The organism is Spirosoma jeollabukense, assembly GCF_054777855.1.
In genome coordinates this window covers 218762-233255 of record NZ_BAAHAD010000008.1, presented here as the reverse complement: position 1 = coordinate 233255, position 14494 = coordinate 218762, and the positions used below count along the sequence as shown (strand labels likewise).

Below are 14494 nucleotides of genomic sequence, written 5' to 3'. Positions count from 1 at the left end.
GTGGCTCTTCATAAGCAATGAAAATCAAACGCTTAGTTATCGAAAATTTCAAGTCCATTGAACGGATTGAGCTGATTGAGCCCAATCCGTTCACGGTCTTTGTCGGCCCTAATGGGTCGGGCAAATCGAATATTTTCGAGGCTTTGGAGTTTGTGAGCTCATTAGGGCGCGTTCGTTCTTCAGAATTAGTTGGAAGTTTATTTGGTGGTTCCAAAAGGCTTTTAAGACGAAATGGGAAAGGGCTACCTGCTTATTTTTTGATTGATTTTGGCTCTGCCAAGCTAGAAAAACATTATAAATTTTCCCCTTCCCAACCATTAGAAGAACGTCTATCCAGTTTTGATGATGAAGTTGAACGTCCATTTAATCAGCCAGGCGTTAAGATGTTCGATAATTTTAGTCGACTTTTTATAAAGAATGAAGGGTTAGAGAAATTTCGACTAAACGATAATCAGAGATTATCATTATCAGCGGCCAATTTAGAAAAAGTACTCAAACGCATCTTAACAAATACTACTCTCAAAGATGAAATTTTCGAATGGCTTGACCTATTCATACCAGGGTTCAAAGCCGTTGAAGTTGATGATCGTGATGAGCTACATTGGTTTGAGAAATCTGCACCAGACTATTTCACGAAAGACCTAATCTCCGACGGTACGTATAATATTCTTGCCCTACTTACCTCAGTTTACCAAAGCGATGAACCGCAGTTTCTTTGCATTGAAGAACCAGAAAATGGTTTAAATCCAGAAGTTATTAAGGAGTTAGTACAATTCTTTCGCTATAAATGTGAAGAGAAAGGCCATTATATTTGGCTTAATACACACTCCCAAACGCTCGTTTCACAATTAACATCCGACGAAATTGTTGTAGTTGATAAGGTAAAAGGTGCTACTCAAACTAAGCAATTTAAAGGACGTGATTTTCACGGTTTGAGAATGGATGAAGCCTGGTTAATGAATGTCTTAGGAGGTGGGCTTCCATGGTAAGAATTGGTTTCATATGTGAAGGCAAGACCGAGAAAAACATTATCGAATCAAGTAATTTTCAGGAATGGTTACACCAACATAACATCGAGTGTTTATTACCAGTCATTGATTCGAAAGGTAATGGCAATTTGCTTTCTGGCCGCATAGAAGCGTTACGTCAGGAACTACTTGATCGAGATGTGCAGAAGATAATTATCCTTACAGACTTGGACGTCGACAGTTGTATTTCTTCAACTCGCCGACGCATTAGTGAACGTGATGACCAAATTATCATTGTTGCCCTGAAACAGATTGAGTCTTGGTTTTTAAGTGATACACTGACTTTGCAAGCACTGTTCAATGATTCCACTTTTATATTCGAGCGGCCAGAACATGAATCCAACCCATTTCAGACAATTCAGAAATTACTTCTGACGAAAACCAATCGTGGTGTTGGCAGTAAAAGTATCTTGGTAAGTCGAATGCTCAAATATGGCTTCACCATCGAGAAGGCGGCCCAACACCCGAATTGCCCCAGTGCAAACTATTTTCTAACCAAATTGCAAACCCTCGCTTCGGCGAACTAACAAAGACCATTCGTACAGATTATGAAAAAATACGAGTATACCGAGAAGAAAGACACCCGCTCAGGTTTTGGTGCGGGAATGGCTGAGCTGGGCAAATCGCACCCGAACGTAGTAGCCCTCACCGCCGATCTGGCTGGCTCGCTCAAACTGGAGGCTTTTATCAAAGACAATCCGGAGCGGTTCGTTCAATGTGGCATTGCCGAGGCTAACATGATTGGCGTATCGGCGGGTCTAACCATCGGTGGGCACATTCCCTTTGCCACTACGTTCGCCAACTTTGCTACAGGACGGGTTTATGACCAGATCCGGCAATCGGTAGCGTATTCAAACAAGAACGTTAAAATCTGCGCTTCCCACGCGGGCGTAACCCTTGGCGAAGATGGTGCCACGCACCAGATTCTGGAGGACCTGGGCATGATGAAAATGTTGCCCAACATGACCGTCATAAACCCCTGCGATTACAACCAGACGAAAGCCGCAACGATTGCTATTGCCGACCACGTTGGTCCGGTTTATCTGCGCTTCGGTCGGCCCGTGATTCCGGTCTTCACACCTGCCGATCAGAAGTTCGAGATTGGTAAAGCGTGGGTTGTGAATGAAGGATCAGACGTATCAATTTTCTGTACGGGTCACCTCGTTTGGGAAGCTATCAAAGCAGGTGAAATTCTGGCAGAGGAGGGTATTGAAGCTGACATTATCAACATTCACACCATTAAACCGTTAGATGAAGAGGCCATTTTAGCGTCTGTCAAAAAAACAGGCTGTGCTGTTTCAGCCGAAGAGCACATGCTGAATGGTGGTTTGGGTGACAGCGTAGCGCAGGTACTGGCGCAGCATTATCCAGCTCCGCTCGAATATGTTGGTGTACATGATACGTTCGGCGAAAGCGGTACACCTGATCAACTGATGACAAAATACGGTCTAACTGCCGATAAAATTATCGAGCAGGTGAAGAAAGTAATGGCAAGAAAATAAGGTTTTCAGTTTACAGTTTACGGTTTACAGTTAGCTGACCGCGACGACGGACCGGCAAGAGCGCTTTGCGCAACTGACAACCGTAAACTGTAAACCGTAAACTGATAACGAATGACTGACGCAGAACTCCTCGCTAAATACCGCGACCCGTCGAGCCGGAATTATGCCTTTAATCTGATGGTACGCCAGTACCAGCAGAAGATTTATTGGCATATCCGCAAAATGGTTATTGACCACGACGATGCCGATGATCTGGTGCAGGAAACATTCATAAAAGTCTGGAACAGCCTGGAACAGTTCCGGGGTGATAGTCAGTTATATACGTGGATATATCGCATTGCGACAAACGAGTGTCTTAACTTCCTGAACAAAAAACGTCGCCGTTTTTTTCTGCCGATTGGCGATGTGGAAGGTGAGTTGATGGAAAAGCTTGAAAGCAACTCCGACTACGTTACGTCCGGCAACGAACCAAGTGGTGAAGAAATTCAGTTGAAATTGCAGAAGGCCCTGTTGAAACTACCCGACAAACAGCGGCTAGTGTTCAACATGAAATACTTCGATGATATGAAATACGAAGAAATTGCGGACATTACCGGTACATCCGTGGGGGCCTTGAAAGCATCGTATCATTTGGCCGTTAAAAAAATCGAGGATTATCTAACAAAAACTGATACGGTCGATTAAACCCCGAACGTAGCTAACTGTCAAACCTCAAAGTACAACGCCTGAATAGTGTAGTAGATACACATCAAATGCAATGAACGATAAGAATCAATTCCGGATTGATGAATTACCACCTGAACATCCTCTGCGGCAATTGCCATTTGCGGCACCCGATGGTTACTTCGATACGTTGCCATCGCGGGTTCAGGCCCGCGTAGCCCGTAAAGCTAAACCAGCCTTCAGTATTAGCTGGTCCTGGCAACGGACGGCAGCTTCGCTGGCGGGTGCAAGCCTGATTGCAGTGCTCGTGTGGCAAACGTTACCGCAACGTCAGGAAACTTTGGGGAGCGAAGCATTGGCCGGCGTAAGTAATGAGGTCATTACGGCTTATCTGGATGAACAGGGAGTGAGTGCCGACGAGCTGGCTGACAGTCAGCAACTTCATTCCTCGTTGGGTAATGATACCACGGCAATTCAGTTCTTAAACGTGAGGCCGACTGATATTCAGCAACACATTGAAGACCAAAATGCCCTGGATAATCTGAATGTCGGCTCTTGATTTTTTAGAATGGTTAACTTTACCACAATGAGATACGTATGGATTGGTTGGCTGGTTAGCCTGTTTTTGATGACGCAGGTAGCCAACGCACAGAATGAACTCAACGGACGCCAGAAAATCGAATCGGCTAAGATTGGCCTGATTACCAACCGGCTGAACCTGACACCCGATCAAGCACCCCAGTTTTGGGCTGTTTACAACGAGTACAACGCTAAAAAACAGGAGTTGAATCGTCGGGTTCGACAACTAAATAATGAACCATCACGTAGCAACCTCAATAATAATCAATTATTAGATGGTTTGCGGGAGGTCAATGCGACCAAGCAGAAGATTGCCGATCTGGACGAGGAATATATGAGCCGGTTTCTAAAAGTTATCAGTCCTGCCCAGTTGGCTGAATTATATAAGACCGAGCAGATGTTTAATAATATGCTGCTCAAGCGATTAAATAATCAGGGCAATTAGCCGAAAAGCCTTCAATAAAAGCGCCGGACCACAAATGAGGTCCGGCGCTTTTATATTTGTGGCGTGGTGTAGCAGCTATCAAAAACTCAATTGATTTTACCAGCCACACCCGTGTCTTTCCAGCTCCTGGAAGCAGCCGAATCCAGCACGGCTTCACAGACTTTTTGGGTTTCCAAGGCATCTTTAAACGTTGGTGCACAGGGCTTTTCACCCGACTCCAGGCTTTTGAAAAAGTCGGCAACCTGATGAATGAAACTGTGCTCGTAGCCAATGCCTAAGCCCGGCACCCACCACTTATCCATATACGGTTGGTCGCCATCCGTTACGTGAATAGACCGCCAGCCGCGCACAATCGATTCGTCGGCGTGGTCGAAATACTCAAGTCGGTTCAGGTCGTGCAAGTCCCACCGGATGGACGCATTTTCGCCATTTATCTCGAAGGTGTACAGCGCTTTATGACCACGCGCATAACGCGTTGATTCAAATAGACCCAGCGAACCGTTTTCGAAATGACAGTGAAAAATACAGGCATCATCAATCCCAACCGGTTCAACTTTACCCGTTAGCTGATGCATCCGTTCTTTAACGAACGTCTCAGTTACCGCCGATACGTCGACAATAGCCCCGTTGATCCACATGGCTGTGTCGATGCAGTGAGCTAGCAAATCACCCGTTACACCTGAACCAGCCGCTTCGACGTCCATGCGCCAGGTTCCAGTGCCGCCCTGCGGCACGTCGGCGCTGATGGTCCAGTCCTGCAGGAAGTTGGCCCGGTAGTGGAATATTTTCCCGAGCTTACCCGAATCGACAATCTGTTTGGCTAACGTAACGGCTGGAATACGTCGGTAGTTATACCAAACCGTTGTGTTTACACCCGCTTTTTCAACTGCATCCACCATCTGCTGCCCTTCGGCCAATGTTCGGGAAAGCGGTTTTTCACAAAGAATCATTTTCCCGGCGGCAGCGGCAGCAATCGCAATTTCAGCGTGCGTATCGTTAGGTGTGCAAATATCAACGGCGTCAATATCATCCCGCGCAATGAGGGCTTTCCAGTCTGTTTCTATCGATTCATAGCCCCACTGGTCGGCAAATGCCTGTACTTTTTCGGCGTTACGTGAACAAACTGCTTTCAGAACGGGGGTATATTCCAGCTCGGGAAAGAAATTAGGTACGCGATTATAACCATTGGAATGCGTCCGACCCATAAACCCGGTGCCGATCAAGCCAATCCGTATTTCTTTTTTTGTTGTCATATTTATAGAAGTTTACGATTTGCCGTTTTCGGCTTACAATTGGCTGACACGTCACTTATTTATGCGTCAGCCAACAGTAAACCGAAAACGGTAAACGGTTTAACTGGCTTGATACCAGCCATGTTGCTGACGGACTTTGATCATGGTTGCCAGGATGTCGTTCCAGGTCTGTTGAGTAGTCATGACGCTATTCGGGAACATACAGCCATCCCAGCAAATGTGTTTGAAAGCTTTGGTCAGTTGCCCGTTTTCGTCGCGCAGCCAGTAACCGGCATCATGCACGACGTCGAGTTTACCGTTCGGGTCTAGAGCCTGGCAGTGACGTCCTGTTTTATCGTGTGAACCCGACCCAAATACGGTTCCGTCATTCTGAGCTACGTGGAAGTCGATTGTCCAGGGACGTAGCGCATTCGTTAAGGTGCGTAATGCTTCACTCAGCGCTTTGCGATCGCTCCAGTCGAAGTCGGGTGGCAAAATACGGTCCTGCTCGCGATTGTAGCCCATCGTATAGAGTAAGGTATGGGCCATATCGGCCTGAAAGCCCATATTCGGGCGATCGACTAATTCCAGTGTTTCGAGCATAGTTTTCCAACTGTGCATGCCGCCCCAGCAGATTTCACCTTCGGCGGCCAGTTTTTCGCCGTAGTCAGCCGCTACGTCGCAGGCTTCGCGGAACGTCTGGGCGATCAGTTTTGAATTGCCGGTTGGATCAGCGTCCCAGACGGTTGGCGAGGTAGACGAATCAATCCGGACAACCCCGCTGGGTCGAATACCAAGTTCCGTAAGTTTCTGGCCAATGTGACACGCTTTACGGACCATGTCGACAAACGTTGCCCGTTCCTCCTTAGAACCCATGGCCGAGCCCCCCCAAATTGGTGCGACCAGCGAGCCGATTTTCAAATTATAGCCGCCTACTTTATCCGCCAGTTTTTTGATCTCATCGTCAGATAAATTAACGTCAATGTGTTCGAAAAGAGCGAGGTCGACGCCGTCAAATTTTATGCCATCAACTTCGGCAGCTGCGGTTAAATCCAGCATGGTGTCGAATGGGATTACAGGCTCGGAGTCACCACCTTTTCCGACCACACCCGGCCACATAGCGTTATGAAGCTTCGGATAATTATTCTCGTTCATGAAGTTGTATGGTTTAAGGTTTTTAGAAGGTTTACGGTTTTCCGTTTATGGTTTTCGGTTGGCTGGTGCGACACCTATTTATGAGCCAGCCAACCATAAACCGTAAACTATAATACTAGGTCTGGATTCATGGGGCCGAAATGTTTCAGCATGACGATTGGGTCTGTCGTTGACTCATTGGTGATAACGACACCTTCTTTAGCTGCTTTTTCGCTCACAAAAAACTCGTCGTTGGTTAGTTGACCGTAGCGGATCATGGTTGGTGTCTCAATGGACCAATCGCCCATTTTACCGTGGCCCTGCATCATGATCAGGCCATACGCGGCACTGTCTTTAATCGTCACTGTCTGGCCTGGAAAGACGGTTAACTCCTTGGCGCTGAACGCTTCGTTTAAATAGCAAACCCACACTTCACTGTAGCCTGCCGCTTCCATTTCTGCTACGTCCCGAACGGGCTTCGGACGCATAAACCGGTTCGCCATCATTTGCGGGTCGGTGTTCAGATCCCAGTCGATAGCTTCCATCAATTGATCATAGTCACCGATACGTTCTTTGGGCGTACCGTTCCAGAGCAATTCTTCCGGAATGATCGCTTCGTTCACCAGCGACTGATACATAGCAAAAACGTCGGAGGCTTTCTGTGGCTCGTAAGTACACAAGCTTCCGGGCGCGTGAAGCAATCCGGGCGGTACGTCCCAACCAGTGCCCGGCTCTAACCGATACGCCGACGAATAATTCGTGATCTTGTTATCGCCTTTAGTGAAGTTTTGCAAACACTCTTTAATCTGTTCCTTTGTGGTTCCGGGCGCGATACCGATGAATGTATATGGAAAATCGCCACCGTGGTTATTCACCTGAGGTGGGAAATAATACGCTTCCGGCTTGCCCAACTGACCAATCAGAGCCGCCTGTTCGTCGTTATGGTGCAGGTGATGCGGCAATGGCCCCATGTTATCAAAAAATTTGGAGTACATCGGCCATGCCTTGTATTCATCCCATAAGCGGTCACCAATGAGTTCGCCTTTCAACTCCTCAACAGCGTCTTTCAATAAAAACTGGTGTTCGTTTCCGTCTTCATCCGTAAAAACGATATGGCTCAAGCCTTCATTTTCACCAGTCAGGGGACCGTTTTTGGCCGGTGTGGTCGATGAGAACCAGCGTTCATCAATGCCACCCCGTTCGCCACCCAGCACGTAATAATCATCGGGGTGGAGTTTGATACGTCGGCCAGGGACGCAGAAAGACCGGGGTACCCAGGTTGGAGACAGTCGTAAGATTCCCTTTCCCTGTTCTAATGCCTTCCCGGCAAGACTTAGTGTTGAGGTTGTTTCCATAAGGAGTTGATTATTAGTCGACTAAACTTGTGTGTTCAAAAAATTCCTGATTGCTATCTCTTCGGTTAAAATCTCAAGTTCTAAATCGTATTGGCGGGTTTCGCCCGGTGCCAGAAATAGAAGTTGATTAATTTCGCGGGCTTTAGTCTGCCCAATGAGTGGATTTGTGGCAGGTTCGAGCCCCGTTACGTATTCGCCTTTTCCCCAGTGCTGCCAGTTAATGAACCAAGGTAATTGTTCTTTATGAAACCGCATGGCTAGTGCGATGCCTATCCTGGAGTTATGCAATCCAACTGTGCAGAGACCAGAACTATCGGGCGTTACGTCAATCGAGGCAACGGCTTCGCCCGTGCCACTATGCTCTTCTAAGGGTGCCGGGCATTTCTTAAACTCATTGCCTTCTCGGAAAATCTTATCATTTATACCGCCTTCCCGCGCTTCCCAGGCACCTTTCCAGAGTATATCGGTTCCTTCATCGACCAACGGCCACCCGAAATTGAAATGATAGAGCAGCATATGGGGCATTGACGTATTGCCCCGATTGATCACTTCGTCGTGAATACGTATCGTGGGTTGTCCAAGTGTGCCAGAGATAGTCCGTTTCAATTCCAGACTGGGGCCAAATATTTTCGTTTCCTTAATACGCCCTGTAATGCTCATGTCCAGTTTACCCATTACTGGATCAGGCTGAATGATGGATTCGATCTCAGCCGGACTATTGCTGATTTTCCCATGCGCCCCTCGCTCACCATACTCATCCGTTTCGGGACCTCCCACATGCGACAGCCCGCAAGTCGTCAGCAAGCCACCACCAAAGGTTCTAAGCCAGTCAGCCCCTTTATCAGAAAACGGTTCGGGTGGGGTTATTCCCGTATGATTCAACCAGGCCAGGCTATGTTGATTGTAGAAGGCGTCGAAAATATCCATCGCCCGATCAATGACCACTTTGTAACGTAGTCCCGTTCCGGTATTGATCCAGGCAACACGGGTTCCGCGACCCGTACCATTGTCCAGCACGGAGGTTTCTATCCCTCCTACTTGTGCTGGATTTCCTATTTTATCTTTCCAGGGTTGTTGAGTCAAGACTGGTTGTATTTTAGGTTTATGGTTTACAGTATTCGGTATACGGTGGGCTGACGCGAAAATGGTATTGACTCCTCAGCCCACCGTATACCGAATACCGCAAACTGGAACTACAATTGCTTCAGCATCAGATTCCGGTACTGCACTTTCATAGGTGGGCCAACGTGTACCTGTACACCCAGTAACCCTTTTGACATTCTGTTTACGGTGTCTTCGTCGGTTACATCGCTCATCAGTACGTCGTTGATGTAATGCTGTAAATGATTGCCTTTGATAACCAGGTGAAATGTATTCCAGTCTTCGCTTTTAATCAATGTCTTCAACGAATCGGAGCTGCCCAGTGAGCCTACTACGTTCATGCCCGTCCAGGCATTTTTACTAACCTTAGCTCGAATAGCTTCCGGTGTATTTTCCCCCGTATAGGGAGCAATAACGGTTTTCTGACCACGGTACGCCAACGTGGTCCGTTTGCGCTCTTCGTAATTTTGGCCGGTATACATAATCCGGCCGTCGATGTCGGCCTGATAGCCCCGCAGCGCAAACGGTACGTCGGTTAGCTGATCGCTTCGGTAATTGATGCCCGAATTTCCTGCCTGCGTAATTTTAAACTCTCCTTTAAACTCAAAGTCGGCAGGTTCTCCACCTTTCCAGATGATGAACGAATTGGTTTTCAATAATTTATCGGGAGTAATTTCGCCCGTTAAGCAACCATCTTCCACGCGCCAGTAGGTAGGATCGCCATCCCAGCCTTTAAGCGTTTTGCCATCGAATATCTGCACATAACCATCTTTTCCCTTTTTGGCTTGCCCCGAGCAGGAAGTCTCGATACCACCCGTCAATACGACCGCCAGCAGAAGCCCCGCCGAGAGGAATTTACTATTTATGTTTATCAGCATCTTGATTCTGTTTTTGATTGTTGGTGAGTCAGGAGTTTCTGTCATGCTGACGAAGGAAGCATCTCAATGTTGCTTATAAATCAAGCTTGAGCTACTTCCTTCGTCAGCATGACAAAACCACCTATTTCCCACCACCTTTATATACTTCATTATTCTCATTACCCCCTGATTTCAGATAAGCCATCAAATCCCGGAGTTCTTCAGGATTCAGGCTATTAATCAGGCCCGGATACATGATTGACTCAGGCGAATAGCGCTTCGCGGTAACGTCTTTCTTCGGGATTTTCCGGATTTCATTGGCCGCAAAGGGATTCTGAGAAATCGAGTAATTCACTTTATCCTCGTTTACTAATCGGCCAACAACAGACTGACCATTTTTCAGCACAAAAACCGTTGACGCATATTGATCAGAAACGACTTTGCTTGGATTGATAATGGCATCCAGAATATCCTTGTTCGAAAAACGAGTCCCGAGCTGGGTCAAATCGGGTCCGATATCCCCACCCGACCCCTGCATGGCATGGCAATTGCCGCATAAAATGGCGCCATATATTTTCTTGCCGGTTTCGAAAGCGAGCGATGACTTACCGCTATCGACTGCCGCCACGGCATTTTCCAGCGTCCAGCGTCGGCCAGGGCCCTTAGGTGTATAACCCGTTTGGGCGATATCATTTCCATTACTTGTCAGTAGATCAGCGCCCGACAGTTTGTTGAATTTTTCAAACTGATCTTTAGGAACATGAACAAGCGCCAGCTTACGGGCTCTGTCGATGAAGCCTACGTAGCTTCGTCCCCCTTCATATTTGAACGCATTGCCAAACCAGCTAAAGTATTTTGTTCTAAGTTCAGGTGTCCATCCCTCATCAGCCCGGCTCAGCATTACAGCATAGTACGTTTGCTGAAGCGGGGGTACTTTTGCCAGCATCTTGGCAATATCCATACCATACTGTGGGTTACGCAGAATCAGGTCAGACGAAGCCGTAGTGGTTTCCAGGCCCAGATTTTTCATGCCGGGCTCTTCCTTCAGATCTATCAATGCCAGCGTTTTGTTGACAACACCAGGCGCTTCCAGATAAATCAGATCCTTGCTCAGGCCCCGGTTCAACAGGGCACTTTTTGCCGGATAATGCGGATTCAGATAGGCAACAATTTTTGCTTTGTCAGCTGCTTCAGGCGCACCCATACGCAGGAAAATAAGCTCGAAGGCCCGTAACAAATCGAACTGCTGCGACTCAGGTAATTTGTCATAGTTAATTTTCAGCAACGTAGCGATGGCTTTACTTTTCAGATCAGCGCCCCCCTGCCGGGCCAGGGCCACGATGGCTTGCGTTGCCCGTTGCGGATCGGTTTCGGCTAGTGCTTTCTCCTGCCATAGCGCCACCGGCTGATGTTCAACGGCAATACGAGCCGCATAGCGAACAAAACGGTCCGGGTGATTGAGGTTCGGCCAGGCAGCGGCAATGGCGGCAGGATTTGCCCCTTCATGGAATTTTTCCAGGCTGGTTCTAAGTTTATGTTCGGCGGTGAACACGGGCGCTGGCGCGGTAGTCGCTTCGTTACCAGTGTAATAAACCCGATACATGTCCGACTCCAGGCGTCGCCCCCCCGTCATGAAATACATCGCACCATCCGGGCCAATAACTCCGTCGGTCAATGGCAGCGGGGTGCCCGAAATAAATTCTTCGCGTTCGCCTTCATACGTAGCGCCTTTGGGCTTCATATGAATGGAATAAATAATCCCGAAACTCCAGTCGAAAGCAAAGATTGACTGACGATATTTTTGCGGGAATTTAGCGGTCATTCCCGACATTACGTTCGTTGGCGACCCTTGGCCAATGTTCACGACAGGTGGCAGGTTATCCGGATTGCCGGGTAGCCATTTGCTGTTGCCCGTACGCCAGCCAAATTCAGCCCCGCTGGGAACGTGGCAAATGCGGGTGGGACGGTACCAGGGCAGACCAAAGTCCCACTCCATGTCCGAATCGTAGGTAAACAGATCACCTGCTTCATTGAACGCAATATCAAATTCGTTGCGGAAGCCCGCACCCATTAGCTCCCAGCGCTTGCCTTCGGGGTCGATTTTAGCGATCCAGCCACCCGGCGCATAGCGGTCATTTGCATGGCCGCGCGGGTCTTTGATCAGCGGAAACAGGTTATCTTCTTTCCAGTTGGATGGTAAGCGATAGGCATCCATCGGTGGTACGTCGGTGTGGTTACCCGAACAGACGTAAAGCGATTGTTTGTCAGGCGACAGCACGATACTGTGCGGCCCGTGCTCTCCTTCGCCCTTCAGCTCCCGAATCATCGTTACTTTATCGAACTGATCATCACCATCGGTATCCTGTAACCGATACAAGCCGCTGGTCTTGGGAAACTGCTTGCTGGGCCGGTTATTGACCATTACGTATAAACTGTTGAACGCATACAACAATCCATGCGCATAGCCCATTTTGGCACTGGTATCCTTGCTGATCACTAGTTTTTCAACCGTAGGCTGAGTCGAGCCAGCACCGATAGCGGGAATTTTCAGCCGATAGAGGCCGCCATATTGATCGGAAGCAATGATACGTCCCTTATCGTCGAAGGTCATGGATACCCAGGACCCTTCATGATTCTCCGAAATGCTGTACAGATGTTCCGCCTTAAAACCGGGCTGGAGTTTTAGTTTATCGACCTTAGGGTTTTCGGCTCCCTGTCGGTTATTTTCCGGATAGTTCAAGCTGATCCAGGATGCCCCGAGCAGAATGAGGCCTGAGACGGCCAATCCGAGTTTAGCCTTGTTGAATTGAGAAAGCATAGTATTTCATAGATAAGGTTTGATGATTGTTACCGGTAGCCGTCAGATGGAATCCAGCCGGGATGCGGTTTCTGGTTGTATTCACTTAATAAGAAACAGGTACGTAGCGTTTTCTACTGATAAAACGAACCGATGAAGTCATTAACAAAGGAGACCTACGTATTTTTCTCATAACGAAGGATGAGGTACTAATTATAACCCAGAGATGTACAAAGAAAACTCAGTGCATCTCTGGGTTATAGTTTTGATTTAATCAGAAATAAGGCGTCAACGCTGACTCAACGGCAGGAAGACCATAATAATCGTCTAGCACGGTAAAGGCATTCGGTGGCGGGACGGCTCCAGCCGGGAAATAATAATCGGCTGGCTTGGCTTTTACCTTAGCGCCGTACGCACCAATGATCTCCTTCACGCGACCTGTTCGGGTCAGATCGAACCAGCGTTTGTTTTCAAAGGCCAGCTCAACCCGTCTTTCCTTGAAGATGGCTTCCCGCATATCAGCCTGCGACGAGGCTTTCGTTGCTGCCAGACCCGCACGTACTCGCACCTGATTGATGTACGTAGCAGCTTCGCCGGTTTTACCCTGTTCATTCAACGCTTCAGCCAGGAACAGCAGCACTTCAGCGTAGCGATACACCGGCCAGTTTTGCCCCGTGTTGTTGTTCAGGGCATGGGGCCGTGCGTATTTTTTGATATACGGATACGTCTTCTCAGCTCGTAGACTGGTACTTAACGTAACAGTTCCAATGGAAATATCCTTCCGTTTGTCGCCGGGTTCGTAGGCGGCAATCAGATCCGGCGTCGGAATATTATTGCTTTCCTGCGAGGTCGGCTGCGGGTTGGACGTACCAACGATCGGTTTGATTTCATCGGCTGTTATAGGAGACGGCAGAAAACGGTAAATCTGATTACCATTATACCCGGCAGATCCTTCCAGATACTGAATCTCAAAGACCGACTCCTCATTGTTTTTATTCGTATTGGTATATGAAAACGCGTCATTATAATCAGCCTTCAGCGAGTAACCGTCTTTGGTCACCACATCTTTCAGCACGGCTTCGGCTTGTGGCCATTTCTTCTGCGTGATGTATAAGTTTGCCAACAGCGTTTTAGCGGCTCCCGACGTAGCCCGACCTGGTTCCTGAGTGGCTTTGTTCGGTAAATTTGTGCTGGCAGCCAGCGCATCTTTTTCAATCTGAGCATAAATCTCGTCGGTTGTCGACAGCGGCAAGGCGGCATCCTCCCGCCCCGTAACCGGCGTCAAATGCAGTGGCACTTTACCAAACAGACGTACCAGATCAAAGTAGGCTAATGCCCGAAGGAACTGAGCCTGGCCTTTGATATTATTTTTGGTCGCATCATTCGTGTACGTTATGCCAGCACCATCCATGAGCGCCAGAATTTGATTAGCCCGTGAAATGATCACATAATCCAGCCGAAACTGCTGCAGCACGTTATCATTCGCGGTGACGCCGTTGGCGGTTGGAACAGCAAAATCGGCCACGTTCTCCGTGGGGTCAACTGCTCCATAGAGTGTATTGCGAGCATAATACGTATTGTCGGAGTGCATTTCTTCCAGCACCCACGCCCGTTCATTATATATCTGCCGAAGCGGAACGTAAGCGCCATTGACGGCCTGTAGAAAATCGGCTTCGGTTTTGAAGAACGTTGCCGAACTCAACGCCGTTTCGGGCACTGCGGTCAAAAAATCTTTCTGGCAACCGGTCAGCGCAATGCCTAGCAACCAGGTGGCTATAAGTCTTGTTTTCATTCTATATAG

Annotated in this window: 13 protein-coding genes; 6 read left to right on the top strand and 7 right to left on the bottom strand. The window is 48.2% G+C overall.

Annotated elements, in window-relative coordinates:
* The first annotated feature begins 17 nt into the window (after positions 1-17).
* The 6 genes from ACYVEA_RS25160 (at position 18) to ACYVEA_RS25135 (ending at position 4217) form a co-directional block, all read left to right on the top strand.
* The gene (locus ACYVEA_RS25160; RefSeq protein ID WP_461116188.1) at positions 18-989 is read left to right on the top strand and encodes an AAA family ATPase; all 972 of its coding nucleotides are present in this window, start codon (positions 18-20) and stop codon (positions 987-989) included.
* Positions 983-1555, top strand: a complete 573-nt coding sequence (locus tag ACYVEA_RS25155) for a hypothetical protein (protein ID WP_461116187.1) — start codon at positions 983-985, stop codon at positions 1553-1555. Before ACYVEA_RS25160 ends, ACYVEA_RS25155 begins: the two co-directional genes overlap by 7 nt.
* A gap of 21 nt (positions 1556-1576) precedes the next feature.
* Complete coding sequence (locus ACYVEA_RS25150) at positions 1577-2530, top strand: transketolase family protein (RefSeq protein ID WP_461116186.1); 954 nt, start codon at positions 1577-1579, stop codon at positions 2528-2530.
* 111 nt (positions 2531-2641) lie between these two features.
* Complete coding sequence (locus ACYVEA_RS25145) at positions 2642-3214, top strand: RNA polymerase sigma factor (RefSeq protein ID WP_461116185.1); 573 nt, start codon at positions 2642-2644, stop codon at positions 3212-3214.
* Between the two features lie 73 nt (positions 3215-3287).
* Positions 3288-3752, top strand: coding sequence for a hypothetical protein (locus ACYVEA_RS25140; RefSeq protein ID WP_461116184.1), 465 nt, complete (start codon positions 3288-3290; stop codon positions 3750-3752).
* Positions 3753-3761: 9 nt separating this feature from the next.
* Positions 3762-4217, top strand: coding sequence for a hypothetical protein (locus ACYVEA_RS25135; protein WP_093822809.1), 456 nt, complete (start codon positions 3762-3764; stop codon positions 4215-4217).
* Positions 4218-4303: 86 nt separating this feature from the next.
* Here the strand turns inward: ACYVEA_RS25135 and ACYVEA_RS25130 are convergent, their stop codons facing one another.
* The 7 genes from ACYVEA_RS25130 to ACYVEA_RS25100 all read right to left on the bottom strand — a co-directional run bounded on the left by ACYVEA_RS25130 (position 4304) and on the right by ACYVEA_RS25100 (position 14485).
* Positions 4304-5470 (bottom strand): Gfo/Idh/MocA family protein, encoded by a 1167-nt coding sequence (locus ACYVEA_RS25130; protein WP_461116183.1) that lies wholly within the window; start codon positions 5468-5470, stop codon positions 4304-4306.
* A 99-nt stretch (positions 5471-5569) separates the two neighbouring features.
* Positions 5570-6604, bottom strand: a complete 1035-nt coding sequence (locus ACYVEA_RS25125) for a sugar phosphate isomerase/epimerase family protein (protein ID WP_461116182.1) — start codon at positions 6602-6604, stop codon at positions 5570-5572.
* Between the two features lie 107 nt (positions 6605-6711).
* A complete protein-coding gene (locus ACYVEA_RS25120; protein ID WP_461116181.1) occupies positions 6712-7938 on the bottom strand; it encodes a class I mannose-6-phosphate isomerase in 1227 nt (408 codons plus the stop codon).
* 21 nt (positions 7939-7959) lie between these two features.
* The gene (locus ACYVEA_RS25115) at positions 7960-9021 is read right to left on the bottom strand and encodes an aldose 1-epimerase family protein (RefSeq protein WP_461116180.1); all 1062 of its coding nucleotides are present in this window, start codon (positions 9019-9021) and stop codon (positions 7960-7962) included.
* A gap of 110 nt (positions 9022-9131) precedes the next feature.
* Entirely contained in the window at positions 9132-9917 is a 786-nt protein-coding gene (locus tag ACYVEA_RS25110; protein ID WP_461116179.1) for a 3-keto-disaccharide hydrolase, read from the bottom strand.
* A 121-nt stretch (positions 9918-10038) separates the two neighbouring features.
* Positions 10039-12714, bottom strand: a complete 2676-nt coding sequence (locus ACYVEA_RS25105) for a c-type cytochrome (protein WP_461116178.1) — start codon at positions 12712-12714, stop codon at positions 10039-10041.
* Between the two features lie 253 nt (positions 12715-12967).
* Entirely contained in the window at positions 12968-14485 is a 1518-nt protein-coding gene (locus ACYVEA_RS25100; protein WP_461116177.1) for a RagB/SusD family nutrient uptake outer membrane protein, read from the bottom strand.
* Positions 14486-14494: the final 9 nt, after the last annotated feature.